This window comes from Maricaulis sp., from assembly GCF_030149515.1.
Taxonomy (GTDB): domain Bacteria; phylum Pseudomonadota; class Alphaproteobacteria; order Caulobacterales; family Maricaulaceae; genus Maricaulis.
This window is the reverse complement of the sequence record NZ_JASBRI010000020.1, coordinates 34551-55423: the sequence shown is the minus strand read 5'-3', so window position 1 is coordinate 55423 and position 20873 is coordinate 34551. Positions and strand designations below refer to the sequence as shown.

The 20873-nt window shown below is 65.7% G+C and carries 24 protein-coding genes; 13 read left to right on the top strand and 11 right to left on the bottom strand.

Features of this window, described 5'->3' with window-relative positions; translation table 11 throughout:
- Positions 1–50: 50 nt before the first annotated feature.
- Positions 51–1568 carry a LytTR family DNA-binding domain-containing protein gene (locus tag Q1U94_RS08235; RefSeq protein ID WP_300543284.1) on the bottom strand — a complete coding sequence of 506 codons (1518 nt, stop codon included), beginning with the start codon at positions 1566–1568 and terminating at the stop codon, positions 51–53.
- A 146-nt stretch (positions 1569–1714) separates the two neighbouring features.
- On the opposite strand from Q1U94_RS08235, the gene Q1U94_RS08230 reads away from it, so the two are divergent.
- The 13 genes from Q1U94_RS08230 to der all read left to right on the top strand — a co-directional run bounded on the left by Q1U94_RS08230 (position 1715) and on the right by der (position 11780).
- Positions 1715–3157, top strand: coding sequence for an alpha/beta fold hydrolase (locus Q1U94_RS08230; RefSeq protein WP_300543282.1), 1443 nt, complete (start codon positions 1715–1717; stop codon positions 3155–3157).
- 86 nt (positions 3158–3243) lie between these two features.
- Positions 3244–3870, top strand: coding sequence for an SH3 domain-containing protein (locus tag Q1U94_RS08225; RefSeq protein ID WP_300543280.1), 627 nt, complete (start codon positions 3244–3246; stop codon positions 3868–3870).
- 92 nt (positions 3871–3962) lie between these two features.
- A complete protein-coding gene (locus Q1U94_RS08220) occupies positions 3963–4376 on the top strand; it encodes a hypothetical protein (protein WP_300543279.1) in 414 nt (137 codons plus the stop codon).
- Positions 4377–4907: an RNA polymerase sigma factor gene (locus tag Q1U94_RS08215; protein WP_300543278.1), complete on the top strand. Its 531-nt coding sequence runs from the start codon at positions 4377–4379 to the stop codon at positions 4905–4907.
- Positions 4904–5236 (top strand): hypothetical protein, encoded by a 333-nt coding sequence (locus Q1U94_RS08210; protein WP_300543276.1) that lies wholly within the window; start codon positions 4904–4906, stop codon positions 5234–5236. Before Q1U94_RS08215 ends, Q1U94_RS08210 begins: the two co-directional genes overlap by 4 nt.
- Before the next feature lie 84 nt (positions 5237–5320).
- Positions 5321–5878: an NnrU family protein gene (locus Q1U94_RS08205; RefSeq protein WP_300543275.1), complete on the top strand. Its 558-nt coding sequence runs from the start codon at positions 5321–5323 to the stop codon at positions 5876–5878.
- A gap of 78 nt (positions 5879–5956) precedes the next feature.
- A complete protein-coding gene (locus tag Q1U94_RS08200) occupies positions 5957–6340 on the top strand; it encodes a DUF6249 domain-containing protein (RefSeq protein ID WP_300543273.1) in 384 nt (127 codons plus the stop codon).
- A gap of 22 nt (positions 6341–6362) precedes the next feature.
- Positions 6363–6905 (top strand): sigma-70 family RNA polymerase sigma factor, encoded by a 543-nt coding sequence (locus Q1U94_RS08195; protein ID WP_300543272.1) that lies wholly within the window; start codon positions 6363–6365, stop codon positions 6903–6905.
- The gene (locus Q1U94_RS08190; protein ID WP_300543270.1) at positions 6902–7243 is read left to right on the top strand and encodes a hypothetical protein; all 342 of its coding nucleotides are present in this window, start codon (positions 6902–6904) and stop codon (positions 7241–7243) included. The genes Q1U94_RS08195 and Q1U94_RS08190 overlap by 4 nt, the downstream gene beginning before the upstream one ends.
- Before the next feature lie 82 nt (positions 7244–7325).
- Positions 7326–8153 (top strand): 3-methyl-2-oxobutanoate hydroxymethyltransferase, encoded by an 828-nt coding sequence (gene panB / locus Q1U94_RS08185; RefSeq protein WP_300543268.1) that lies wholly within the window; start codon positions 7326–7328, stop codon positions 8151–8153.
- Between the two features lie 86 nt (positions 8154–8239).
- The gene (locus Q1U94_RS08180; protein WP_300543266.1) at positions 8240–8950 is read left to right on the top strand and encodes a tetratricopeptide repeat protein; all 711 of its coding nucleotides are present in this window, start codon (positions 8240–8242) and stop codon (positions 8948–8950) included.
- Positions 8943–10310, top strand: a complete 1368-nt coding sequence (locus Q1U94_RS08175; protein WP_300543264.1) for a PQQ-like beta-propeller repeat protein — start codon at positions 8943–8945, stop codon at positions 10308–10310. Before Q1U94_RS08180 ends, Q1U94_RS08175 begins: the two co-directional genes overlap by 8 nt.
- Before the next feature lie 84 nt (positions 10311–10394).
- Entirely contained in the window at positions 10395–11780 is a 1386-nt protein-coding gene (gene der / locus Q1U94_RS08170) for a ribosome biogenesis GTPase Der (RefSeq protein WP_300543262.1), read from the top strand.
- Positions 11781–11826: 46 nt separating this feature from the next.
- Here the strand turns inward: der and Q1U94_RS08165 are convergent, their stop codons facing one another.
- The 10 genes from Q1U94_RS08165 to rpsF all read right to left on the bottom strand — a co-directional run bounded on the left by Q1U94_RS08165 (position 11827) and on the right by rpsF (position 20806).
- Positions 11827–12306: a GNAT family N-acetyltransferase gene (locus Q1U94_RS08165; RefSeq protein ID WP_300543261.1), complete on the bottom strand. Its 480-nt coding sequence runs from the start codon at positions 12304–12306 to the stop codon at positions 11827–11829.
- A gap of 80 nt (positions 12307–12386) precedes the next feature.
- Positions 12387–13103 (bottom strand): SDR family NAD(P)-dependent oxidoreductase, encoded by a 717-nt coding sequence (locus Q1U94_RS08160; RefSeq protein WP_300543260.1) that lies wholly within the window; start codon positions 13101–13103, stop codon positions 12387–12389.
- Entirely contained in the window at positions 13100–14581 is a 1482-nt protein-coding gene (gene purF / locus Q1U94_RS08155) for an amidophosphoribosyltransferase (protein WP_300543258.1), read from the bottom strand. Before purF ends, Q1U94_RS08160 begins: the two co-directional genes overlap by 4 nt.
- The gene (locus Q1U94_RS08150; RefSeq protein WP_300543257.1) at positions 14578–15222 is read right to left on the bottom strand and encodes a CvpA family protein; all 645 of its coding nucleotides are present in this window, start codon (positions 15220–15222) and stop codon (positions 14578–14580) included. The genes purF and Q1U94_RS08150 overlap by 4 nt, the downstream gene beginning before the upstream one ends.
- Positions 15223–15234: 12 nt before the next feature.
- Entirely contained in the window at positions 15235–16611 is a 1377-nt protein-coding gene (radA, locus tag Q1U94_RS08145) for a DNA repair protein RadA (RefSeq protein ID WP_300543256.1), read from the bottom strand.
- Between the two features lie 14 nt (positions 16612–16625).
- Positions 16626–17735 carry an alanine racemase gene (gene alr / locus Q1U94_RS08140; protein WP_300543255.1) on the bottom strand — a complete coding sequence of 370 codons (1110 nt, stop codon included), beginning with the start codon at positions 17733–17735 and terminating at the stop codon, positions 16626–16628.
- A complete protein-coding gene (locus Q1U94_RS08135) occupies positions 17716–19203 on the bottom strand; it encodes a replicative DNA helicase (RefSeq protein ID WP_300543254.1) in 1488 nt (495 codons plus the stop codon). The genes alr and Q1U94_RS08135 overlap by 20 nt, the downstream gene beginning before the upstream one ends.
- A gap of 321 nt (positions 19204–19524) precedes the next feature.
- Complete coding sequence (gene rplI, locus Q1U94_RS08130) at positions 19525–20166, bottom strand: 50S ribosomal protein L9 (RefSeq protein WP_300543252.1); 642 nt, start codon at positions 20164–20166, stop codon at positions 19525–19527.
- A gap of 14 nt (positions 20167–20180) precedes the next feature.
- Positions 20181–20435 carry a 30S ribosomal protein S18 gene (rpsR, locus tag Q1U94_RS08125; RefSeq protein ID WP_138510340.1) on the bottom strand — a complete coding sequence of 85 codons (255 nt, stop codon included), beginning with the start codon at positions 20433–20435 and terminating at the stop codon, positions 20181–20183.
- Positions 20436–20449: 14 nt separating this feature from the next.
- The gene (rpsF, locus tag Q1U94_RS08120) at positions 20450–20806 is read right to left on the bottom strand and encodes a 30S ribosomal protein S6 (RefSeq protein WP_300543250.1); all 357 of its coding nucleotides are present in this window, start codon (positions 20804–20806) and stop codon (positions 20450–20452) included.
- Between the last annotated feature and the right edge of the window lie 67 nt (positions 20807–20873).

Genomic DNA, 20873 nt, shown 5'->3' with positions numbered 1-20873 from the left:
CTGGCCGCTGTTGATCAGCCCGGGCGGTTTTCGAATGCAGGGCGCGGAGGTCATTCCGCAGCCAGCGCACTCCTCACCTTCGGCATGATGCGCCGGCTGACCGGCGCGTCGGTTCCATTGGATAGCAGTAGGCGGCCGATGCCGGAGCCATCGCGTTCGAGGGCGCTGACAAAGGCGGTATTGACGATGTGGGAACGGTGCACGCGCAGGAATGTGCCCGGCAGCTCGTCTTCCAGACCCGTCAGCGATCCGTTGTAGAGGGCCGTGCGCCCGTCCTGGAAGTGGACTTCGACATAATCGCCCGCGCCCTTGAGCTGGACGATACGGTCGGTTGCGACATAGTCGACACGCCCGGCGCTGACCAGCTGCAACTGGGCCGGCGCCAGCCGCTGGCGCGCCTCGGCAAGGGCGGTTTCCAGGCGCTGGGCGCGCAATTCCTCGGCCCGCCGCCGCTGCCGGTCCCGAACCAGGGTGAGGGCCTGGCGGTAGAACAGGAAGAGCAGCAGGGCCGCGCTGGCGATGAAGAAATAGAGATCCAGAAACTCGCCCTGGAACACGGGCACAAGGGCCGCAAAACCCGTCATCAAAGCCAGATAGATCCACGCACCGGGCTTGCGCTGCCAGGTCCACAGCGCGCACCAGGCGGCGCCGATTCCCGTCGCGGTCAGCAGGGTGTAGCCGGTCTTGCCGTCGAAACCGGGTGTGAGTGCCACAACGCCCAGCATTACCAGCGCAATCCCGGCCAGGCGCAATCCCCGGGCGCGCAGCCGGAGACCGGAGAGTTTCTGCAACAGATAGGCGTTGAGACAAAGACCGAAGGCAAAGGCAAAGCCGACGATCAGGACCAGACGGAAATCGTGGAAAGGATAGGGATAGGCAAACAGGCCGCGGCTGGCCTCGCTGAGCAATTGCCCGCCCGCAAAGAAGGAGGCCAGGGCGAGCAGGGCCGAGCCTTCCCGGTCTTCGTCGCGAACCGCCATGACGCCGAAGAACAGAAAGCCCAGGACGAAACAGCCGAAGGTGATCAGGGCCGGCCAGTAGGCCAGGGCTATGCGCTGGACCGGATCGCCATAGGCGGTCAGCATCACGCCGTGCACCGGCGCCGCCAGCCGCAGGAAGCCGTGCATGGCGGACACGTGCATCACCACCGTGTTTTCGCCTTCGCGCACCAGGCTGCGCGGTACGTAGAAGATCGCATCCATCTGTCCGGGGATCTCGCTGGCGCGATCCGGGCCGGGCCGGCCGTTGGCGCCGAGACGGGTGCCGTTGAGCCAGACCTCCGACGACATCTTGCCCGAGACCGCAAGGCCGAGCGGCGCTTCACCGGCGAGATGTCCGGCACCGGGAACGAGCCGGGCTTCGACCCACAATTCCCGCCCTTGCGGGTCCAGTGACCAGAGGTCGGTGACGATACAGTCCGGACCGGTGAAATCGGCCGGCGGCAGCATGGCCCCGCCGGCCGGACACGCGCGCACCGTCGCGGTGTCGACCAGGATTGGCACCTGGGCAGGGGCCTGCGGTGCCAGGAGCAGAAGGAGGAGGGCGAGGATCGGGATGGAGCGTTTCATTCATCCAGTTTAGCGCGCCGCCCGCCGAAGGCCGATGCCGTTTGCCGGTCCGCCGGCACCGTTGACAGATCGGGCCGTGCCGGCGGGGGTCTGCCGGTCCAGTCTGAATGCATGCCGAGGGCCTACACAGAACGGGAAATTGTCAGATGCAGCTTGTCAGAAACTTTGCCGCCGCCCTTCTGGGCGCGGCCGGCCTGAATATCTCCGCCTATGCGGAAGAGCCGATCGTCTTTACCGCGCAGAGCGGAGAAAGCGTCGAGGCCTTTCAGGGCCATGTCGATGTGCCGGAGAACCGGTCGGATCCGGACAGCCGGACCATCCGTATCTCCTACATCCGCTTTCCCGCCACCGGGACGAGCGAAGGGCCGCCCATTGTCTACCTCGCCGGCGGGCCCGGCGGTTCGGGCAGCGGCACGGCGCGGGCTCATCGCTTCCCGCTGTTCATGGCGATGCGCCAGCATGGCGACGTCATCGCCTTCGACCAGCGCGGTACGGGCGGGTCCACCGGATTGCCGCGCTGCACGTCGTCGGTCCTGGTGCCGGAGACGGAAGCGGTGAGTGACACGGCCTATGCCGGCGCCTACCGGGCGGCGGTCGAGGAGTGCGGGGAGTACTGGCGCGGCGAGGGCGTCGCCATCGAGGGCTACACGACCGCCGAAAGCATACAGGATATCTCCGCATTGCGCGTGCATCTGGGCGCCGAGCGGGTGGCACTGTGGGGAATTTCCTATGGCAGCCACCTGGCCCTGGCCGCGCTGAAGGACATCCCCGGCGAGATCGACCGCGTCGTCATCGCCAGCGCGGAAGGGCTGGACCAGACGGTGAAGATGCCGGCCCATACCGACGCCTATTTCGGGCGGCTCCAGGCGGCCGTCGATACGCAACCGGCGGCGGCCACCGCCTATCCCGACATTGCCGGCCTGATGCGCCGCGTGCATGACCGGCTCGAGGCCGCGCCGATGCTGCTGCACATCCCGCAGGCGGATGGTTCGACGGCGCCCTTCCTGCTGCAGCGCCGGCACATGCAGGAATTCGCCTCCTCCCTGATATCCGATCCGCACTATGCCGCGATACTGATGGCCCTCTACGCCTCGCTCGATGCCGGCGATCCCGGCCTGGCCATCGGTCTGTTGCAGCGCTTCCACACGCCGGGCGAACCCCTGACGCTCAGCGCCATGCCGACTGCGATGGACCTGGCTTCCGGCATCTCCGATGCGCGGCTGGCCGAATTTACCCGGCAAGCGGAAACCGGGCTCGTCGGTGGATATCTCAACTTCCCCATGCCGCAGATCCGGGGCGTCTGGGACGGGTTCGACCTGGGCGAGGATTTCCGCGCGCCGCCCGCGGGCGACACCCCGGTCCTGCTGCTCACCGGAACGCTGGACGGGCGCACCTATCCGGAAGGCCAGGCGGCAGCCGTTGCCGGGCTCGCCAATGTGACCCGGGTGACGGTTCGCAATGCCGGGCACAATCTCTTCATGAGCTCGCCGGACGTGCACGAGGCGATGCATCGCTTCATGCGGGGAGAGCCGGTAGAGGACCAGGACATCGTGGTCGATCTGCCGGACTTCACGCAATTGCCGTTCTAGCAGGCGGGGCCGTGGTGCCGGCAGACCGGCGTTCTGGCCGGCGCCACGGGCCTTCGTTAGAGTGCTCCCGCAACGGGGAGTAAGTCATGAAACCGACAGCAGTCGCTGCGCTTTGCGCCGCGTTGAGCGGCCTGACCGCCGGCACGGCCCACGCCCGGCCGGACGTGCATCGTGTGGTCAATGTCGATCAGACCGATGTGCTGAACATCCGCGAGACGCCCAGTCCGACCTCCGCCATCGTGGCCACCCTGTCGCCCAATGCACGCATGGTGGAAGTACTGGAGACGCGGCATGGCTGGGGCCGCGTTGTCGTCCGCGGCGGTGAAGGCTGGGTCAGCCTGGCCTATCTGGCGGCGATGGACCGGACGCCGATTCCGGGGCAGGGCGCGCCGGGCGGATTTCGCTGTGCCGGCACGGAGCCCTTCTGGGGGCTGGATATCGGGACCGACGGTACGGGCCGCTATCATGACATGATGTCGCTGGGTGAGGAGCGGGCGATTGCGGTGAGCGAATCCCGCACGGCCAGCGGCCGCTTCCAGCCCTTCGTCTACCGTTTCGGGGGCGAAGCGGGCGGTGTTGCCGTTGTCACCGAGGGCATGTGTTCCGACGGCATGAGCGACCGGCAGTATGGCTGGCGGGCCTATGTCGATGCGGAGGACGGCGAGGGCGTGCGGTTCGTCGAGGGCTGCTGCTGGACCCCGCCGCAGGAATAAATGTCTGCAGGCCTGCATCCAGGAGCGCCACCGGTGGCGACTAAGGGGTGACAGGCGCCCCGACGGTGCCGGATTGCAAGAGGGACAAATCGATGAACGAACTGTTTCACAGCTATTGGTGGCTCCTGTTTCCGCTCGCCTTTTTCGTGGCGGCCGGCTGGGGCAGCTTCATGCGGTACAAGCGCACCCAGGCAAAGATCGACCTGATCAAGAGCTATACCGCTGCGGGCAAGGAACCCCCGGCCGATCTGCTCGCCTCGCTCGACAAGGCCGATCACGACCCCAATGACTGGACGGCGAGCGATCCGACGGAGCGCAAGGGCGGCGGCCACGCCTTTCTGGTTATCCTGTTTGCGGGCCTCGCGAGCGTCTTCGCCTATGCCGGCTATACGGAAATGATCAATGGCGTAGGCGAAGAAATGTATTTTGTGTCCATGGTCCTGGGCGTGCTGTCTCTGGCCTTCCTGGCTGCGGCAATCTTCTCCGGCGGACGCAAGGGCGGCTAGATGCCGGGGGAACCGACGGACGCCGCGCTGGTCGCGGCGGCCCGGTCGGGCTCGGACACCGCCTTCGCCCGCATTGTGGACCGGTATCAGGCACCGGTCCGGGGGTTCCTGCGGCGGATCTGCGTGGACGAGACCGATGCCGACGACATGGCCCAGGAGGTCTTTCTGGGCGCCTGGACGCGGTTACGCACGCTCAAGGAGGGCGGCCGGCTCAAAACCTGGCTGTTCGCGATTGCTTGGCGCAAGGCCAAGGGGCGGGCACGCTCGATGGCCCGCTCGCGCAAACGCGATCACGAATACCAGGATATGCGGCCGGACGCGCATACGCCGCAGACCGAGATGGCGCTGGCCATGCAGCAGGCCCTGGCGCAATTGACGCCGGACCAGCGCGCCTGCGTGGCCCTCTGCCTGGCCGGCGGCTGGACGCACGGAGATGCCGCAGCGGTCTTGGATATGCCGCTGGGTACGGTAAAATCGCATGTCAGCCGCGGCCGTGCCCGGCTGAGTGAACTGCTGGGAGTGAGCGAATGACGGACTCCGATATGACAGGCGCCGATCCGCTCAACGCCTTCTTCCGGGCCGGCGAGGCGCCGGCGGCCGATGCCCGGTTCCGCCTGGCGGTGATGGAGAAGGTGGCATTGCGTCGCTTCCGTGTGGACCTGGCCCTGAGATTGCTGGCGGCGGCCCTGCTGCTGATCGGTGCCGTGCTGCTTGCGCCCGTGCTCGACGGGATCGCCGCGGCGCTGGGCGGAACGCTCTACGACCTGTTCCTGGTCCTGGGCGTGGCCGGCCTGATCGCCTTTGCCGGGCATGCCTGGCTGACGCGCACAATCCGCTGGCCGGCGCTGCGCCTGTTCTAGACGGCAGCCAGCATCCTCGCCGGTTTTGTCCCTGACAGAAGGATGAATCGCCTATAGTTGCGGGGAAGCAACGGGGAGGTGCTCATGCTGGTCCTGGTCACAGGTCTTGTCCTGTTTCTTGGCGTCCACTTCTTGCGGGTGATACCGGGCGCGCGGCCGGCGCTGCAGGCGCGATTGGGCGAGGGGCCATACAAGCTGGCCTACACGGCGATCTCGCTGATCGGGTTCGCGCTGATCATCTACGGCAAGATACTGGCCCATCCCAGCATCGCCGTGTGGGCGCCACCGGCCTGGTCGCGGCATGTCGCCTTTGCGGCGGTCCCGCTGGGGCTGATCCTGATCGTTTCGGCCTACGCGCCCGGGCATATCCGCCGCTGGGTGCGCCACCCCATGCTGGCGGGCGTGGTCCTGTGGTCGGGCGCGCATCTTCTCGCCAATGGCGAACTGGCCGCGATGCTTCTGTTCGGCGGTTTCTTCGTCTGGTCGTCGATCACCTTCGTCTCGGCCTGGATGCGCGAGACGCCGCCACCGGTGGTCAAGGGATGGGGCGGCGACCTGACGGCCATTGTCCTGGGGGTCCTGGCGGCACTGGTCCTGATCAATACACACATGTATCTGTTCGGCGTGGCGATCATCGGATAGTCCGCCTGCATCCGAATTCGGGTCCCGGTGCATCAAGGGGACAAAGGCGGCGCAGTGCTGCCGGCAACGGAGGTTGAAATGGGTGTTGAAATCATTGTCCCGGTGAGCTTGTTCGCGATGGTTGTGCTGATCGTCTTCATCGCGGTCAACGCCGGCACGCAAAAGCGCAAGGCCACACTGCTGACGGTGCAGGAGGCGATCCGGTCAGGCCAGCAGATGACCCCGGAAACGATCCGGGCCCTGGGCATGCCGCGCAAGGATTCGAACGGCGACACGAAGTCAGGGGCGATCCTGGTCGCGGTGGCCCTGGCACTGATCGTGTTCGGCTGGACGATCTCGGCCATGGAATTCGGTGACGGTGACCGAGAGACGCTGATGGTCTTCCTCGGCATGTCGGCCTTCCCGGGCTTTATCGGTCTGGTGCTGCTGGGCTTTGGCCTGCTGAACAAGAAGAAAGACTGAGCCGGATTCAGGGGGCGTGCCGATGATGGCGCCGGATGAAGAACTTGTCGCCCTGGTCGTTGCCACGAAGAATCCGGCAGCGTTCGGGGAACTGGTCCGGCGCCATCAGGGCCTGGTGCGGGCGATGTTGCAGCGCATGTGCCGCAATCACGCCCTGGCTGACGATCTGGCGCAGGACGCCTTTATCCGGGCCTATGAGAAGATCGGGTCCTTTAAGGGGACCGGCACGTTCAAGTCCTGGCTTTGCTCGATCGCCTATACCGAGTTCCTGAAGTCCGCGCGAAAGCGCAAGTCGACGGAACGGGCGATGGAAAAGCTCCAGAGCGGTATCGAGGATACCGAAGCGCCGCGCGACATGGGCAATGTGGTTGATCTCGACCGGGCCCTGGCCACATTGAAGGAAGAAGAGCGTACCCTTGTGGTGATGTGTTATTCCTGTGGCCTGTCGCATTCCGAAGCGGCCGAGGCGACGGGCATGCCGCTGGGAACGGTGAAGTCGCATGTGAACCGGGGGCGGGCCAAACTCCAGGCCTACTTCCACGAGTCGGAGGTGATGGCGTCATGACCATGGACGATGCATTCGATCAGAGGCTGAAGGCGGCCTTTGCGGACGCCGCCGCGCCGCTCGAGCGCGAGACGGAGAGCGATGCCTTCGCCAGGCGTGTCATGGAGCGGCTCGCCAATCCCGACCGCAAGCGCGTACTGATCCTGGGCGGGGCCGGGTCCACGGGCTCGGCGATCGCCGGGACGCAGCTGGAGAACCTGTTCGGAAATGTCCAGTTGCCGTCAGAAGGGCTGATGGCCACAGCCGGCTTCCTGATGTCGCCGGAAGTAATGGCGGCCGGCGCAATGGCCGTGGCGGTGGGTTTCGTGGCTGCAATCCTGCCGCGCCGCATTGCCTGACGACGCAGATATTTCAAGCACAGGCTTTTGCGCTGCAGCATGGTGCGCTAGGCTCCGCTAAACCACCGGAGACGCGCAAATCATGTCCGCCCAATCCAAGACCCGCCGGATCACGGCGCCCGAAATCCGCGCCCGCAAGGGCGGCGAGCCCGTCGTCTGCCTCACCGCCTATGACGCCCCGATGGCGCGTCTCCTCGACCCGCACTGCGACCTGCTGCTGGTCGGCGACAGTGTCGGCATGGTCGTGCACGGGCTCGATTCCACGATCGGCGTGACCCTGGAGATGATGATCCTGCATGGCCAGGCCGTCATGCGCGGTGCCAAGCGGGCCCTCGTGGCCGTCGACATGCCTTTCGGCAGCTATGAGCGCTCGCCGCAACAGGCTTTCGACAATGCCGCCCGCATCATGTCGGAGACGGGGTGCCAGGCGATCAAGATCGAAAGCGGCACCTATGCGGCGGAGACCATCGACTTCATGGCCCAGCGATCGATCCCGGTGATCGGCCATATCGGCCTGAGGCCCCAGGCGGCTCTGGCGGAAGGCGGTTTCAAGGCCAAGGGCCGGACCGATGTCGAACGCCAGCGCGTTATCGACGAGGCTGCCGCCACAGCCGATGCCGGTGCCTTTGCTATTGTCATCGAAGGCGTGGCCGAGGACCTCGCGCGCGAGATCACACAGACCGTCTCCGTGCCGACCATCGGGATCGGCGCATCGGCGGCCTGTGACGGCCAGATCCTGGTCACACCCGACATGCTGGGCGTGTTCGAGTGGACGCCGAAATTCGTCAAGCGCTATGACAATATGGCCGAACGCACCGATGCCGCAGTGGCGCTTTATGCCCAGGAAGTGCGTAATCGCAGCTTCCCCGCCGGCGAACAGGTCTACAACCTGGTCCGCAAGGACGGTTGAGTTCTGTTGCCGCTCGGCGCGGCTGACGCTAGGGTCCCGCGCACATTCATTGGGCATTGCCGCACACAACACGGAGCCGCATCGACGTGGTCGATATTTTCGAAGAAGTCGACGAAGAACTTCGCCGGGACAAGTACCAGGATCTCCTCAGGAAATACGGGCCTTGGGCGTTGGGCGCCGCGCTGGCGATCATCGCCGGTGCAGCCGGCTATCAGGGCTGGCAGGCGTGGCAGATGTCCCAGCGCGAGGCGTCGTCCGAAACCTTCATCTCGGCGATGCGTGCTGCGGGCAATGATCAGCTGTCCGTGGCCGCCGCGGGATTCGAGACGCTGGCCGAAGAGGGGGCCGCCGGCTATCCCGCGCTGGCGATGATGCAGCGTGGCGCGCTGGCGCTCGAACAGGGCGATCGCGACGCTGCGGCCGGCTGGTTCGAGCGGGCCGCCGGGACCGCCTCCGATCCCCTCCTGCGCGATCTGGCCGAGATCCGCGCTGTCTGGGCACGCTGGGACAGTCTCTCCTTCGCCGATGTGGAAATCCGCTTGTCGCCGCTCACCTCCGACACCTCGCCCTATCGCTTTCTGGCGCGCGAGACCATCGGCGCGGCCGCGCTGCGCGATGGCGATCTGGAACGGGCGCGCGAGGCCTACCAGTTCATCAGTTTCGCCTTCGAGGCGTCCGATGGTGTGCGCCGCCGCGCCCAGGAGGCGCTGGCGGTGATCGAGCGCGATGCCGCTGCAACCGAGTCCGAGATTTCACCCACCGACGACCAGACCGCCGGGGATTCAGGCGATGATTGATGTAACGCGTATCCGTTCGATTTGGCTTGCCGCCCTGATCGCGCCGCTTGCGGCCTGTTCTTCTGTGCCCAATCCGATCAATGCCATCCCGGGATTCGGCGGTGGTGACGATGACGAAATCAACGGTATCGCCCCTGATGACGGCCGTATCTCGATCATGAGTTTCGACCAGGGCCTGCAACTCGATGCCGATGCGGCGCCGATCGACCTGCCGACGGCCTATGTGAACCGGATCTGGTCCCAGCCCGGCGGTTATCCCACGCACGCGCTGCAGCACACCCAGGCCAGCGGTCCGCTGGATGTGGCCTGGCGTCAGAGTTATGGCCGCGGTTCGGACAATAACCGCCGCCTGATTGCCCGGCCGGTCGTGGCCGAAGACCGCATCTACACGATCGACGCCAACGGCGAGGTTTCCGCCCACAACGCCGACACGGGCGCACGGATCTGGTCGACCCGGCTAACGGGGCCGACCCGGCGCGACCGCATGGCCTTCGGGGGCGCGATTGCCTTCGACGGCGGCCGTATCTTCGCCCATGCGGGCTATAACTATTTCGTGGCACTCGACGCGGCGTCGGGCAACGAGATCTGGCGCACCGATACGCTGGTTCCCTTCCACGGCGCGCCGACCGTTGCCGAGGGACGCGTCTTCGTGACCTCGGACGACAATCAGCTGCTGGCGCTGGAAGCCGATACCGGCACGGTGATGTGGACCTATGAGGGTATTATCGAAACGGCGCGCCTCCTGACCGCGCCGAGCCCGGCCGTGCTCCGCGTTCTCGTGGTAGCCCCCGTTGCCTCGGGCGAACTGATTGCCCAGCGCGTGCAGAACGGCAATCCGATCTGGTCGGACAGCCTGTCCGGTTCGGCCGGTCTGACGGCGCTCTCGGATATCAATGACGTGGCCGGCAGCCCGGTCATCATGGACGACACCGTCTATGCGATGAGCCATTCCGGGATGCTGGTGGCGATCTCGCTGCGTACGGGCGAGCGGCTGTGGACGCAGCCTGCCGGTGGCGCACATGCGCCCTGGGTGGCGGGGAATTATCTCTACATCACCACGAATGAAGCCGAGATCGTCTGTCTCGACCGGCGTGATGGCAGCGTGCTGTGGATCACCCAGCTCGATCTGTTCGAAAACCCGAACAAGCGCCGCGACCGCATCGCCTGGACCGGGCCGGTTCTGGCCGGCGGCCGGGTTTTCGTCGCCTCCAGCGATGGCCAGGGTGTTCTTCTCAATGCCTATGACGGGGAGATCCTGCGCGAGACGGATCTGCGCGACGATGTGTTCGTGGGACCTGTCATTGCCAACGAAACCGTATATGTGGTCACCGACGAGGCGCGGCTGATCGCGCTCCGCTAGGCGCCAGGACTGCGCCTTCAACAAGAAGTTTGAGCCGCCCGCGCGATTTGCTAATCACGCGGGCGGGCTCCAAGGCGCAAACGCATGACTGCACATCTGCCCCGCATCGCCGTCGTGGGACGGCCGAATGTGGGAAAATCAACCCTTTTCAACCGGCTGGCCGGCAAGCCGTTGGCCATTGTCGACGACCGCCCGGGCGTGACCCGCGACCGCCGCGAAGCGCGCGGCCGGCTGGGCGACATGTCGCTCCTGCTCATCGACACCGCCGGCTATGACGATGGCGAGAAGGCGGGGCTGGACGCAGAGATGCGCACCCAGACAGAGATCGCGCTTCGCGACGCCGATCTGTGCCTGTTCCTGGTCGATGCACGCACCGGTGTCACACCGCTGGATCAGACCTTCGCCGATGTCATCCGCCGCTCGGGCAAGCCGGTCGTACTGGTGGCCAACAAGTGCGAGGGCCGGATCGGCGAAGGCGGGCTGATGGACGCCTATGCCCTGGGTCTTGGTGAACCGGTACCGCTCTCGGCCGCCCATGGCGGCGGTATCGGCGAACTCTACGAGGCGGTGGAAGAGGGGCTGGGCGATCTGGCCAGGGCCGCCAAACGCCATCGCGACCGCGAGGACGAGCCGCCGCTGCGCATCGCCGTGATCGGCCGGCCCAATGCCGGAAAATCCACGCTGATCAACGCGCTGATCGGCGAGGAACGCCTGATCACCGGTCCGGAGGCGGGGATCACCCGCGACGCCATATCCGTCGACTGGATGTGGGACGGGCGGCGCGTGCGCCTGCACGATACCGCGGGTCTGAGGAAACGCGGCAAGGTTTCCGACCGGCTGGAGCGCATGAGTGCCGCCGATACGCTGCGTGCCGTGAAGTTTGCCGAGGTCGTGCTCCTGCTGATGGATGCCGGCCACCCGCTGGAAAAGCAGGACCTGCACCTGGCCGACATGGCCTACAAGGAAGGCCGGGCGGTCGCGATCGCCGTGTCCAAGATGGATCTGGTTGAGAACCGCGAGGCCTTCATCAAGGATATCCGGGTGGAGTTCGAACGCCTTTTGCCCCAGATGACGGGCGCGCCGATCCTGCCTATCTCGGCAGTCAAGAAAAAGGGGCTCGACATGCTGATGCCGGCCCTGGCCAAGCTGCACGAGGACTGGGACGCCAAGGTCAAGACGCGCGACCTGAATGACTGGCTGCACGAGATGATCGAGCGGCATCCGCCGCCATCGGTAAACGGCAGGCGTATCAAGCCGCGCTATATCACCCAGACCAAGGGCCGTCCGCCGACCTTCGTCATGATGTGCTCGCGCGCCGCTGACCTGCCGGAAAGCTACAAGCGCTATCTGGTCAACGGCCTGCGCGAGGCCTTCGAGCTGCCCGGCGTGCCCATTCGCCTGATCGTGAAGGCGGGCAAGAATCCCTATGTGGACGGCGATCGCGGCGGGTCCGGCGGGAAGAAGGCCTAGGACCCCTGCACAATGGCCGGCCGCGATGGCAAGCGGCCCATTGTGGCTAGGCCGTATCCAGCTGGAATTTGAGAAAGCGCTGGCCCTCGTGCACGGCTTCGCCAACAGGCCGGGCGCCCAGCCGGTCCAGCCCTCGCAAATTCCGGCGCGACGGGGCCAGCAGGAGGGTGACGTAGGGAATACGATCGTCAGCGCGCGCGAATGCCAGCGCCTTGCGGGCGATGCGTGCGCCCAGTCCGAAATGCGACGGTTTCAGCACCAGGCCGAAATCCCATTCCCCGTCCTCCTTCTGGAAACCGCCCCAGCCGGCATATGTGCCATCGCAGAGAATGGCCCAGTGACCCAGCCCGTCGCGGTCCCAGCAAGCCTGCTTGGCTGCCAGGAAGGCATCGCACGCGGCCTGGTCCCAACGGCCGGCCAGCAAGGGCAGATGGCGGCCCACGCGTGGATCCGACATGTGCGCGTTGATTTCCGCGCGCGGGATATCGGACAGGCGGACGAATTCGATGTCGGGACGGTCAGTCATGGCCTGACGGGCTAGCAGGCCCTGCCGCCGGGCGAAAGCCGCGGGCCGGCCTTTCACGTCAAGTTGACGGACGGGGTGTGCTATCCCCTGAAACTCACGATTTCGCCATGGCGCTTGCACTCCGGCGAAACCAGTTCGGCCACCATGGGCCACAGCGCTGCCGGTTCGGGAAGCGAGTTCGGATCCTCTCCGGGGAAGGCCTTGGCGCGCATGCGGGTGCGCATGGCTCCGGGATAGACCACATTGATGCGCAGGCCGGGATTGTTGACGTGTTCGTTCGCCCAGGACTGGACCAGTGCATCAAGGCCCGCCTTGGACGCGGCGTAGGGCGCCCAGAAGGCGCGGCGCGACCCGGCGGCACCCGAGGACACGAAGACGGCGCGGCCGGCGTCCGAGGCCAGGAGCGGTCCCTCGAAGGCGCGGATCATGCGGGCCGGGGCGATCAGGTTGATGCCGACGACATTCTGCCAGGTCTTGGCCTTGACCTGAGCGGCGGGTGTCAGCTCGCCCAGCGCGCCGGCATTGGCGAGGAGAATGTCCAGCTTGCCCCAGCGTTCGTTGACGATCTGGCCAAGCTGCTCGATCCCGTCTTCCGACATCAGGTCCATGGGAACCAGGGTGGCCGTGCCGCCGGCAGTGCGGATCGCGTCGTCCAGCTCTTCCAGACCGCCCTGGGTGCGGGCGGTGGCGATGACGTGGGCTCCGGCCCTGGCCAGTTCCAGCGCCAGGGCATAGCCGATACCGCGCGACGCCCCGCTCACCAGAGCGAGGCGGCCTTTGAGATCGATTGGGGTCATGCGTCCACCAGTAGCGAGAGCTGGAATTCCTTGGCGGACAGGTCCCGGTCATGGTCGACGAGCCGGGTCGGATATTCGCCGGTGAAATAGTGGTCGGCCAGCTGGGGCGCCTTGTCGTTGCGCGGCCCGCCGATGACGGCTTCGTAGAGGCCCTCGACCGAGAGGAAGCCGAGGCTGTCGGCCTCGAGCTTTTCGGTCATCTCCCCGATCTCCATGTTTGCCGCGATCAGTTCGGAACGGCCGGCCATGTCGATACCGTAGAAGTCGGGGAATTTGATCGGCGGACAGGCCGAGCGGAAATGGACTTCGGCGGCACCGGCATCGCGCATCATGCGCACGATCTTCAGCGAGGTCGTGCCGCGCACGATGGAATCGTCGATCAGCAGAACCCGCTTGCCGCGCACGGCGGCGGCATTGGCCGAGTGCTTGCGGCGCACCGACAGGTCGCGCCGGTCCTGGGTGGGCTGGATGAAGGTCCGTCCGACGAAGTGGGAGCGGATAATGCCCATTTCGAAGGGGATGCCCGAAGCTTCCGAAAAGCCGATCGCTGCGGGTACGCCGCTGTCGGGCACCGGAATGACGACATCCACATCGGCCGGGGTTTCCAGCGCCAGCTGGCGGCCCATCTGCTTGCGCGCCTCGTAGACGCTGCGGCCGCCGATGACGGAGTCGGGCCGGGCGAAATAGATGTATTCGAAGGCGCAGACCCGGGCCGGATGCGCCGGGGCGAAGCGTTCCGTGCGCACACCCTCTTCATTTACGACCACGGCTTCACCGGGCTCCACGTCGCGCTCGAAGGTGGCACCCACCATGTCCAGCGCACAGGTCTCGGATGCGAAAATGGTTGCATTGCCCAGCTTGCCCATCACGAGAGGCCGAATGCCGTAGGGGTCGCGGGCCGCGATCAGCCGGTCATTGACCAGCGCGATAAAGGCAAATGCGCCCTGGACCTGTTTCAGCGCCTGCAGCACACGATTGGTCAGCTTGGTCTTCTTCGACTGGGCCGCGAGGTGCAGGACGACTTCCGAATCCGAGGTCGACTGGAAGATCGCGCCGTGATTGACCAGTTCTTCGCGCAGAACGCGGGCATTGGTCAGATTGCCGTTGTGAGCGAGCGCGATGCCGCCGCCGCGTACGTCGGAATAGAGCGGCTGGACATTGCGCAGCACCGAGGCGCCCTGCGTGGAATAGCGGGCATGACCGATCGCCACGCGTCCGGGCAGGCGTTGCGGCATGTCCGGCGAGGTGAAGTTTTCGCCCACCAGGCCCAGATAGCGTTCGATATGGAAACGCGACCCGTCATGGGTCGCGATGCCGCAGGCTTCCTGACCCCTGTGTTGCAGCGCGTGAAGCCCGAGCGCCGTGAGCACGCCGGCGTCCTCGGCCCCGTAAACAGCGAAAACACCGCATTCTTCCTGCGGCCGATCTGTCTCGGGATCGTAGGTCAGCGTGGCAGGAATGGCGGGGTTGCAGCTCATCCGTCGTCGTCCTGGTCATCCGTGGTCGAACCGATGAGCTCATCTAGTCGGTTTCGGTCGCGGCTTCTATAGGAGCTGTCATTATTTCTTATTGTTTCTGCAATCGGGTCGCGCTCGCCGCCGGGCAGGGGCCGGGTCTCGGCCAGGCGCGAGGTTTCCGGTGCCAGCGTCTGCAGGGCGCGTGCGGTGGCGCTGACCATGGGATAGATGCGCGCTTCTGTAACCCAGCCGGGCGGACGGCCGTTTTCGCCGAAGGTGGCGGCGAGGAAAATCACACCCAGACCCAAGAGAACCATGCCGCGGACAAGGCCGAATGCGAAACCCAGCGTCCGGTCGACGACATTGACATCCTCGCCCTTGGCCAGACCTTTCGACAGCGAACTCGTCACGAAGGTGACGGCGAGATAGATCACGATGAAAACGAAGCCGCCGATGGCGAGCGGGGCGAGCCAGTCCGGATCGATAATGTCGCGCGCCGGGCCGATGAAGGCGGGCAGGGACCAGAGCGTTGCCAGCGAGGCGGCGACGAAGGCCGTGACCGACAACGCTTCGCGGACGAAGCCGCGTACCAGTGCCAGCAGACCCGATGCGAGAAGGAGGGCGAGACCGATCCCGTCGAATGCGCTTAGGGTGCTGTCCATCGGCGTTGCTCCTTATTCGCCCGCCAAGGCCTTCAAAGTTTGCACCAAATCGAGTGCCGTGGCCACGCCGCGCACGCGTATTGGCGCCTTTTCGTCGGCGGCGGCCTGCGGGGCGATCGCTTCGGTGAAGCCCAGCTTGGCGGCCTCCTTCAGGCGCGAATCACTGCGGCCGACAGGACGAACATCGCCGGAAAGACTGATTTCTCCGTAAACGACGCCCTTGGCCGGCAGGGCCACGTCCATGGCGGAGGAAACGATCGCCGCGGCGACAGCCAGATCGGCCGCCGGCTCGGTGATCTTCAACCCGCCCGCCACATTGAGAAATATGTCGCGATTGGAAATGTTGAAGCCGCAGCGCGCTTCCAGCACGGCCAGCACCATGGCCAGGCGCCCGGAATCCCAGCCCACCACGGCCCGCCGCGGCGTGCCGAAGGCGGCCGGGGCGACCAGGGCCTGGATTTCCGACAGGACCGGCCGCGTGCCCTCCATGCCGGCAAAGACCGCGGCGCCGGGATTGGCTTCACCGCGCCCGTCGAGAAAGAGCGAGGACGGATTGGCGACTTCGGCCAGGCCCATGTCGCCCATCTCGAACACGCCGATCTCGTCGGTCGGGCCGAACCGGTTCTTCACGGCGCGCAGGATGCGGAACTGGTGCGAGCGCTCGCCTTCGAAATAGAGCACGGCATCGACCATGTGTTCGACCACGCGCGGTCCCGCGATCTGTCCGTCCTTGGTGACGTGGCCGACGAGGATGACCGTGCAATTGCGCTTCTTGGCGAAGCGCACCAGTTCCTGGGCGCAGGCGCGGACCTGGGCCACCGTGCCCGGTGCGGCGGCGAGCTGGTCGGACCACAGCGTCTGGATCGAGTCGATGACCACGATATCGGGCCCTTCGCTCTTCAGCCCGTCGAGAATGTCGTTCAGCGAGGTTTCCGCCGCGAGGGCGACCGGTGCCTGGGCGAGGCCCAGCCGCTTGGCGCGGCGGCGCACCTGGTCGATCGCCTCCTCGCCGGAAATGTAGATGGCGCGCGTGTCTTGCGAAGCGATACGGGCCATCAGCTGCAGCAGCAGGGTCGACTTGCCGATTCCCGGATCGCCGCCGACCAGAATGGCCGACCCCGGCACGAGACCGCCGCCGCAGACGCGGTCGAGTTCGGTGATCCCGGAGATCAGGCGCGGCGTTTCGGGGGTTTCCGCCCCCAGGTCGACGAGGTCCAGCCGGGCCGCCCGGCCGCGCCGTTTCGGGGCGCTGGCCTGGGTGCCCAGCGGCGCCGGAGCCGCTTCCTCGACCAGCGTGTTCCACTCGCCGCAATCGTCGCAGCGGCCGGCCCATTTGGGATGTGTCGAACCACAGGCCTGGCAGACATAGACGGTATCGGAACGGGCCATGGCTCTTCGTGTTGTCAGCGCCGCTTGGCGGCCGGTTTGTAGATGCGGTGGAAACGCAGACCCAGCCGCACCAGGAATTCGTACGAAATGGTCGCGGCGCTGTCGGCCATGTCCTCGATATCGCCGCCCAGGAAACAGACCGGATCGCCCGGTGCCACGGGGCCGGCTTCGGTGACGTCGACGCCGATCAGGTCCATCGACACCCGTCCGAGAATGGGTACGCGAGTCTCCCCGATCCGGCCATAGCCGCCATTGCCGAACGCGCGCAGCAGGCCGTCGGCATAGCCGGCCGCAACGGTGGCAACCCGGCGCGCTTCGCCGGCGGTATAGGTTGCGCCATAGCCGATCGTGTCGCCGGGGCGCAGGGTGCGGATCTGCAGGATGGGGGCGTCGATGGTGACGGCCGGTTCGAAGGGCGAGGGATGGCCCGGCGCGGGAACGCCGCCGAACAGGGCGAGGCCGGGGCGCAGCACGTCGAAATGATAATCCGGTCCCAACAGGATGCCCGCCGAATTGGACAGGCTGGCCGGAATGCCTGGGAAGGCCGCACGGATACGCGTGAAGCGTTCGCGCTGGCGGGCGTTCAGCGGATGGTCAGGCATGTCGCCGCAGGCCAGATGGCTCATGATCTGCCGCACATCGATGGCGTCGAGCCGGGCCGGGTCAGCAATCAGGGCCTCGGTCTCCTCGGCGCCAAGGCCCAGCCGGTTCATCCCGGTATCGAAATGGATCGCGCAGGGCAGGTCGGGCGCCAGTTCGCGCAACTGTTCCAATTGCGCCAGCTCGTTGATGACCGGGAAAATGCCGGCCTTGCGCAGGGCCGGCAGTTCGGACGGCCAGAACCCGTTGAAGACATAGATGTCGGCCGCGCGTCCGGCCAGCGCGTCGCGCGCTTCGCGGGCTTCGGACGTGTGGGCGACATAGAAGGTCCGGCAGCCGGCATCGGCCAGGGCCGGCACGATCTCGGCCGCGCCCAGACCATAGCCGTTCGCCTTCACCACTGCGCCCGCATCGGCGGCCGGGGCGAGGTCGCGTAGCCTGGAGTAATTGTTCTGTATGGTCGCCAGATCGATGATCAGGCGCGGTGCGGGTTCGGCGCGGGGTTCAGTGCGGATCGTCGTCATACCGGGTCTCGAGATCGGTGAACTTGGTCAGCATGCCGTCAAAGGCGAGCTTAGCCGATCCGATCGGGCCGTGACGCTGCTTCCCGATAATGACCTCAGCGACTTTCTCAATTCGGCGGAACTCTTCTTCCCAGGCGAGATATTCCGGCGTGTCCTCGCGCGGCTTCTCCCGTTCCTTGTAATAGGCTTCGCGGTAAACGAACATCACAACGTCAGCGTCCTGCTCGATCGAGCCGGATTCGCGCAGGTCCGAGAGCTGGGGCTTCTTGTCGTCGCGGTTCTCCACCTGGCGCGACAGCTGCGACAGGGCAATCACCGGCACGTTGAGTTCCTTGGCCAGCGCCTTTAGGTGCTGGGTCACTTCCGAGACCTCTTCCACCCGGCTGGCGCCGGCACGGGTCCGCGAAGCGGTTACCAGCTGCAGGTAGTCGACCACGATCAGGTCCAGTCCGTGCGTCCGTTTCAGGCGCCGGGCCCGGGCGGCCAGTGCCGAGATCGGCAGGCCGCCGGTGTCGTCGATATAAAGCGGCAGGCTCTGGATCTCCAGCACCCCGTCGCGGATCTCGCCGTACTGGGCCTCGTCGATCGTGCCCTGGCGGATCATGTAGCCGGGGATGGATGTGTGATCGGCGATCAGGCGGGTGGCGAGCTGTTCGGCGGACATTTCCAGCGAATAGAATCCGACGATGCCGCCGCGAACGGTCTTGCGTGAACCGTCCGGCTGGTCCTCGTACTGATAGGCCTTGGCCACGTTGAAGGCGATATTGGTCGCCAGCGAGGTTTTGCCCATCGAGGGCCGGCCGGCGAGGATGATGAGGTCGGACGGGTGGAGCCCGCCCAGCTTGCGGTCCAGCTCGGCCAGGCCGGAGGAAATGCCGGCCAGGCCGCCATCGCGCTCATAGGCTGCAGCGGCCGTCTCCACCGATTCCGTCAGCGCCTGCTTGAAGCTGACGAAGCCGCGCGAGGACGAGCCTTCCTCGGCGAGATTATAGAGCTGCTGTTCGATGTCCTGGATGAGGGCGCGCGCCTCGATCTCGGCGTCGGCGCTGGCCGCATTGGCCAGATCGTTGCCGATCCGGATCAGTTCGCGGCGCAGGGCCAGTTCGTAGATGATCTTGGCGTATTCGACGGCCGCATTGCCCGTCACCGCACCTTCCATCAGAACGGCGAGATAGGTCGTGCCGCCGATTTCCTTGAGCCCGTCATCGCGGTCGAACTGGGTCTTCAGGACTACGGCATCGGCCAGCGAGCCCCTGCCGATCAGATCGGCGGCGGTCTCGAAGATGCGGCCATGGACGGGGTCGTAGAAATGTCCGGGTTTCAGCCAGTCCGCGACCCGGTGGTACATCTCGTTGTCGTACAGGAGAGCACCCAGGAAGGCCTGTTCGGCCTCCAGATTGTGGGGGGCCGTATCGGCATCGGTTATTTGGGCGTCGTCCTCGATGAACGGCTGCAGCGCGGTGGTCATTCCGATTGTCCCCTGGTCCTCACCCCGAAGGAGGCGAAGAGCGGTTCAATAGCGGGCAGCCGCTGCCAAGGCCACTCCCGAATCCGGCCACTATCAGTCGATTCCCGCCATCTGCACAGCGCCTGTTGATATGTGGACAAGTCCGGCAGTGCCCGCCGCTACAAGAGGTTGCGGGGGCTTGGCAGGAATTGGCCACTTAAGGATATCAGCAGGTTAGTTTTCCACGGTGCGCTGGGTAAACTTTTTACCGTGGACGGACACAAAAAGGGCGGGCCGAAACCGGCCCGCCCTCTTCGATGGTCTGGGATGGGAAGCCCGTGACTACTGTCCGGTCTCTTCCGTTTCCGCTTCGGTTTCGCCTTCGGCGGCTTCCGCTGCTGCAGCCTGCTGGGCGGCCAGTTCCTGGCCTTCCTCGCTGGCTTCGAACAGGGCTGCAGCCTGGGCTTCGGCGATCGCGCGATCTTCGTCGGCCTGGGCCGCGATCACGTCTTCACCGGCGGCCTGGCGCTCGGCTTCGTCTTCGGAACGGGCGACATTGATCGTCACCGTCACCGAGACGTCGGCATGCAGCTTGATGCGGACATCGTGCACGCCCAGCGTCTTGATCGGCGCGTTCAGCACGACCTGCGAGCGGGCCACCGCGGTACCGGACTGCGACACGATATCGGCGATATCGCGCGAGGTGACGGAACCGTAGAGCTGACCGCTCTCACCGGCCTGGCGGATCATGACATAGCTTTCGCCATCGATCGTTTCGCCGGCCTTGGCCGCTTCGGCAGCGCGTTCGGCGTTACGCTTTTCCAGCGCTTCGCGTTCGGCTTCGAAACGGGCGAGATTGGCTTCGGTGGCGCGCAGCGCCTTTTCCTGCGGCAGCAGGAAATTACGGGCATAGCCCGGGCGCACGGAGACGACATCGCCCATGACACCCAGGTTTTCAACGCGTTCCAGGAGAACCAGTTTCATCTGTCAGTCCTCCCTCAATCGACCACATACGGCAGCAGGGCCAGCTGGCGGGCACGCTTGATCGCCCGGGCCAGTTCACGCTGCTTCTTGGCCGAGACCGCGGTGATGCGGGACGGAACGATCTTGCCGCGCTCGGACATGTAGCGGAGCAGCAGTTTGGGGTCCTTGTAATCGATCTTCGGCGCGTTTTCGCCGGAGAACGGGCAGACCTTGCGGCGGCGCATGAACGGACGGCGCGCCGGCAGGTTGGAGATGTTTCCAGAAGACATCGCGTAAGTCCTTTCTAGTTGCGCTCGCGGCGGGGACCGCGGCGATCGTCCTTCTTGGACAGGATCGCGGACGGTTCCTCGTGGTGCTCGTCGACGCGGATCGTCATGTGGCGGATCACGTCTTCGGACAGGCGCTGGATTCGGTCCAGTTCAGCCATGACATCCGCCGGAGCGTCGATGTCGATGAGGCCGTAATGGCCCTTGCGGGACTTGTTGATGCGATAGGCAAGATTGCGCAGGCCCCAGTATTCGGTCTTGCCGGTCTTGCCGCCCTTCTCTTCGATCAGGGTCTTGGTCTCTTCGATGAGAGATTCCATCTGCGCCGGGGAAATGTCCGGACGCGCGATGAAGATATGCTCGTAAAGTGCCATCAATGGCTCCCTTCATATACGGTTGCGGCGCAGACCTTGCCGAAGGGTCGGGCAGGCCCGCGGTGGC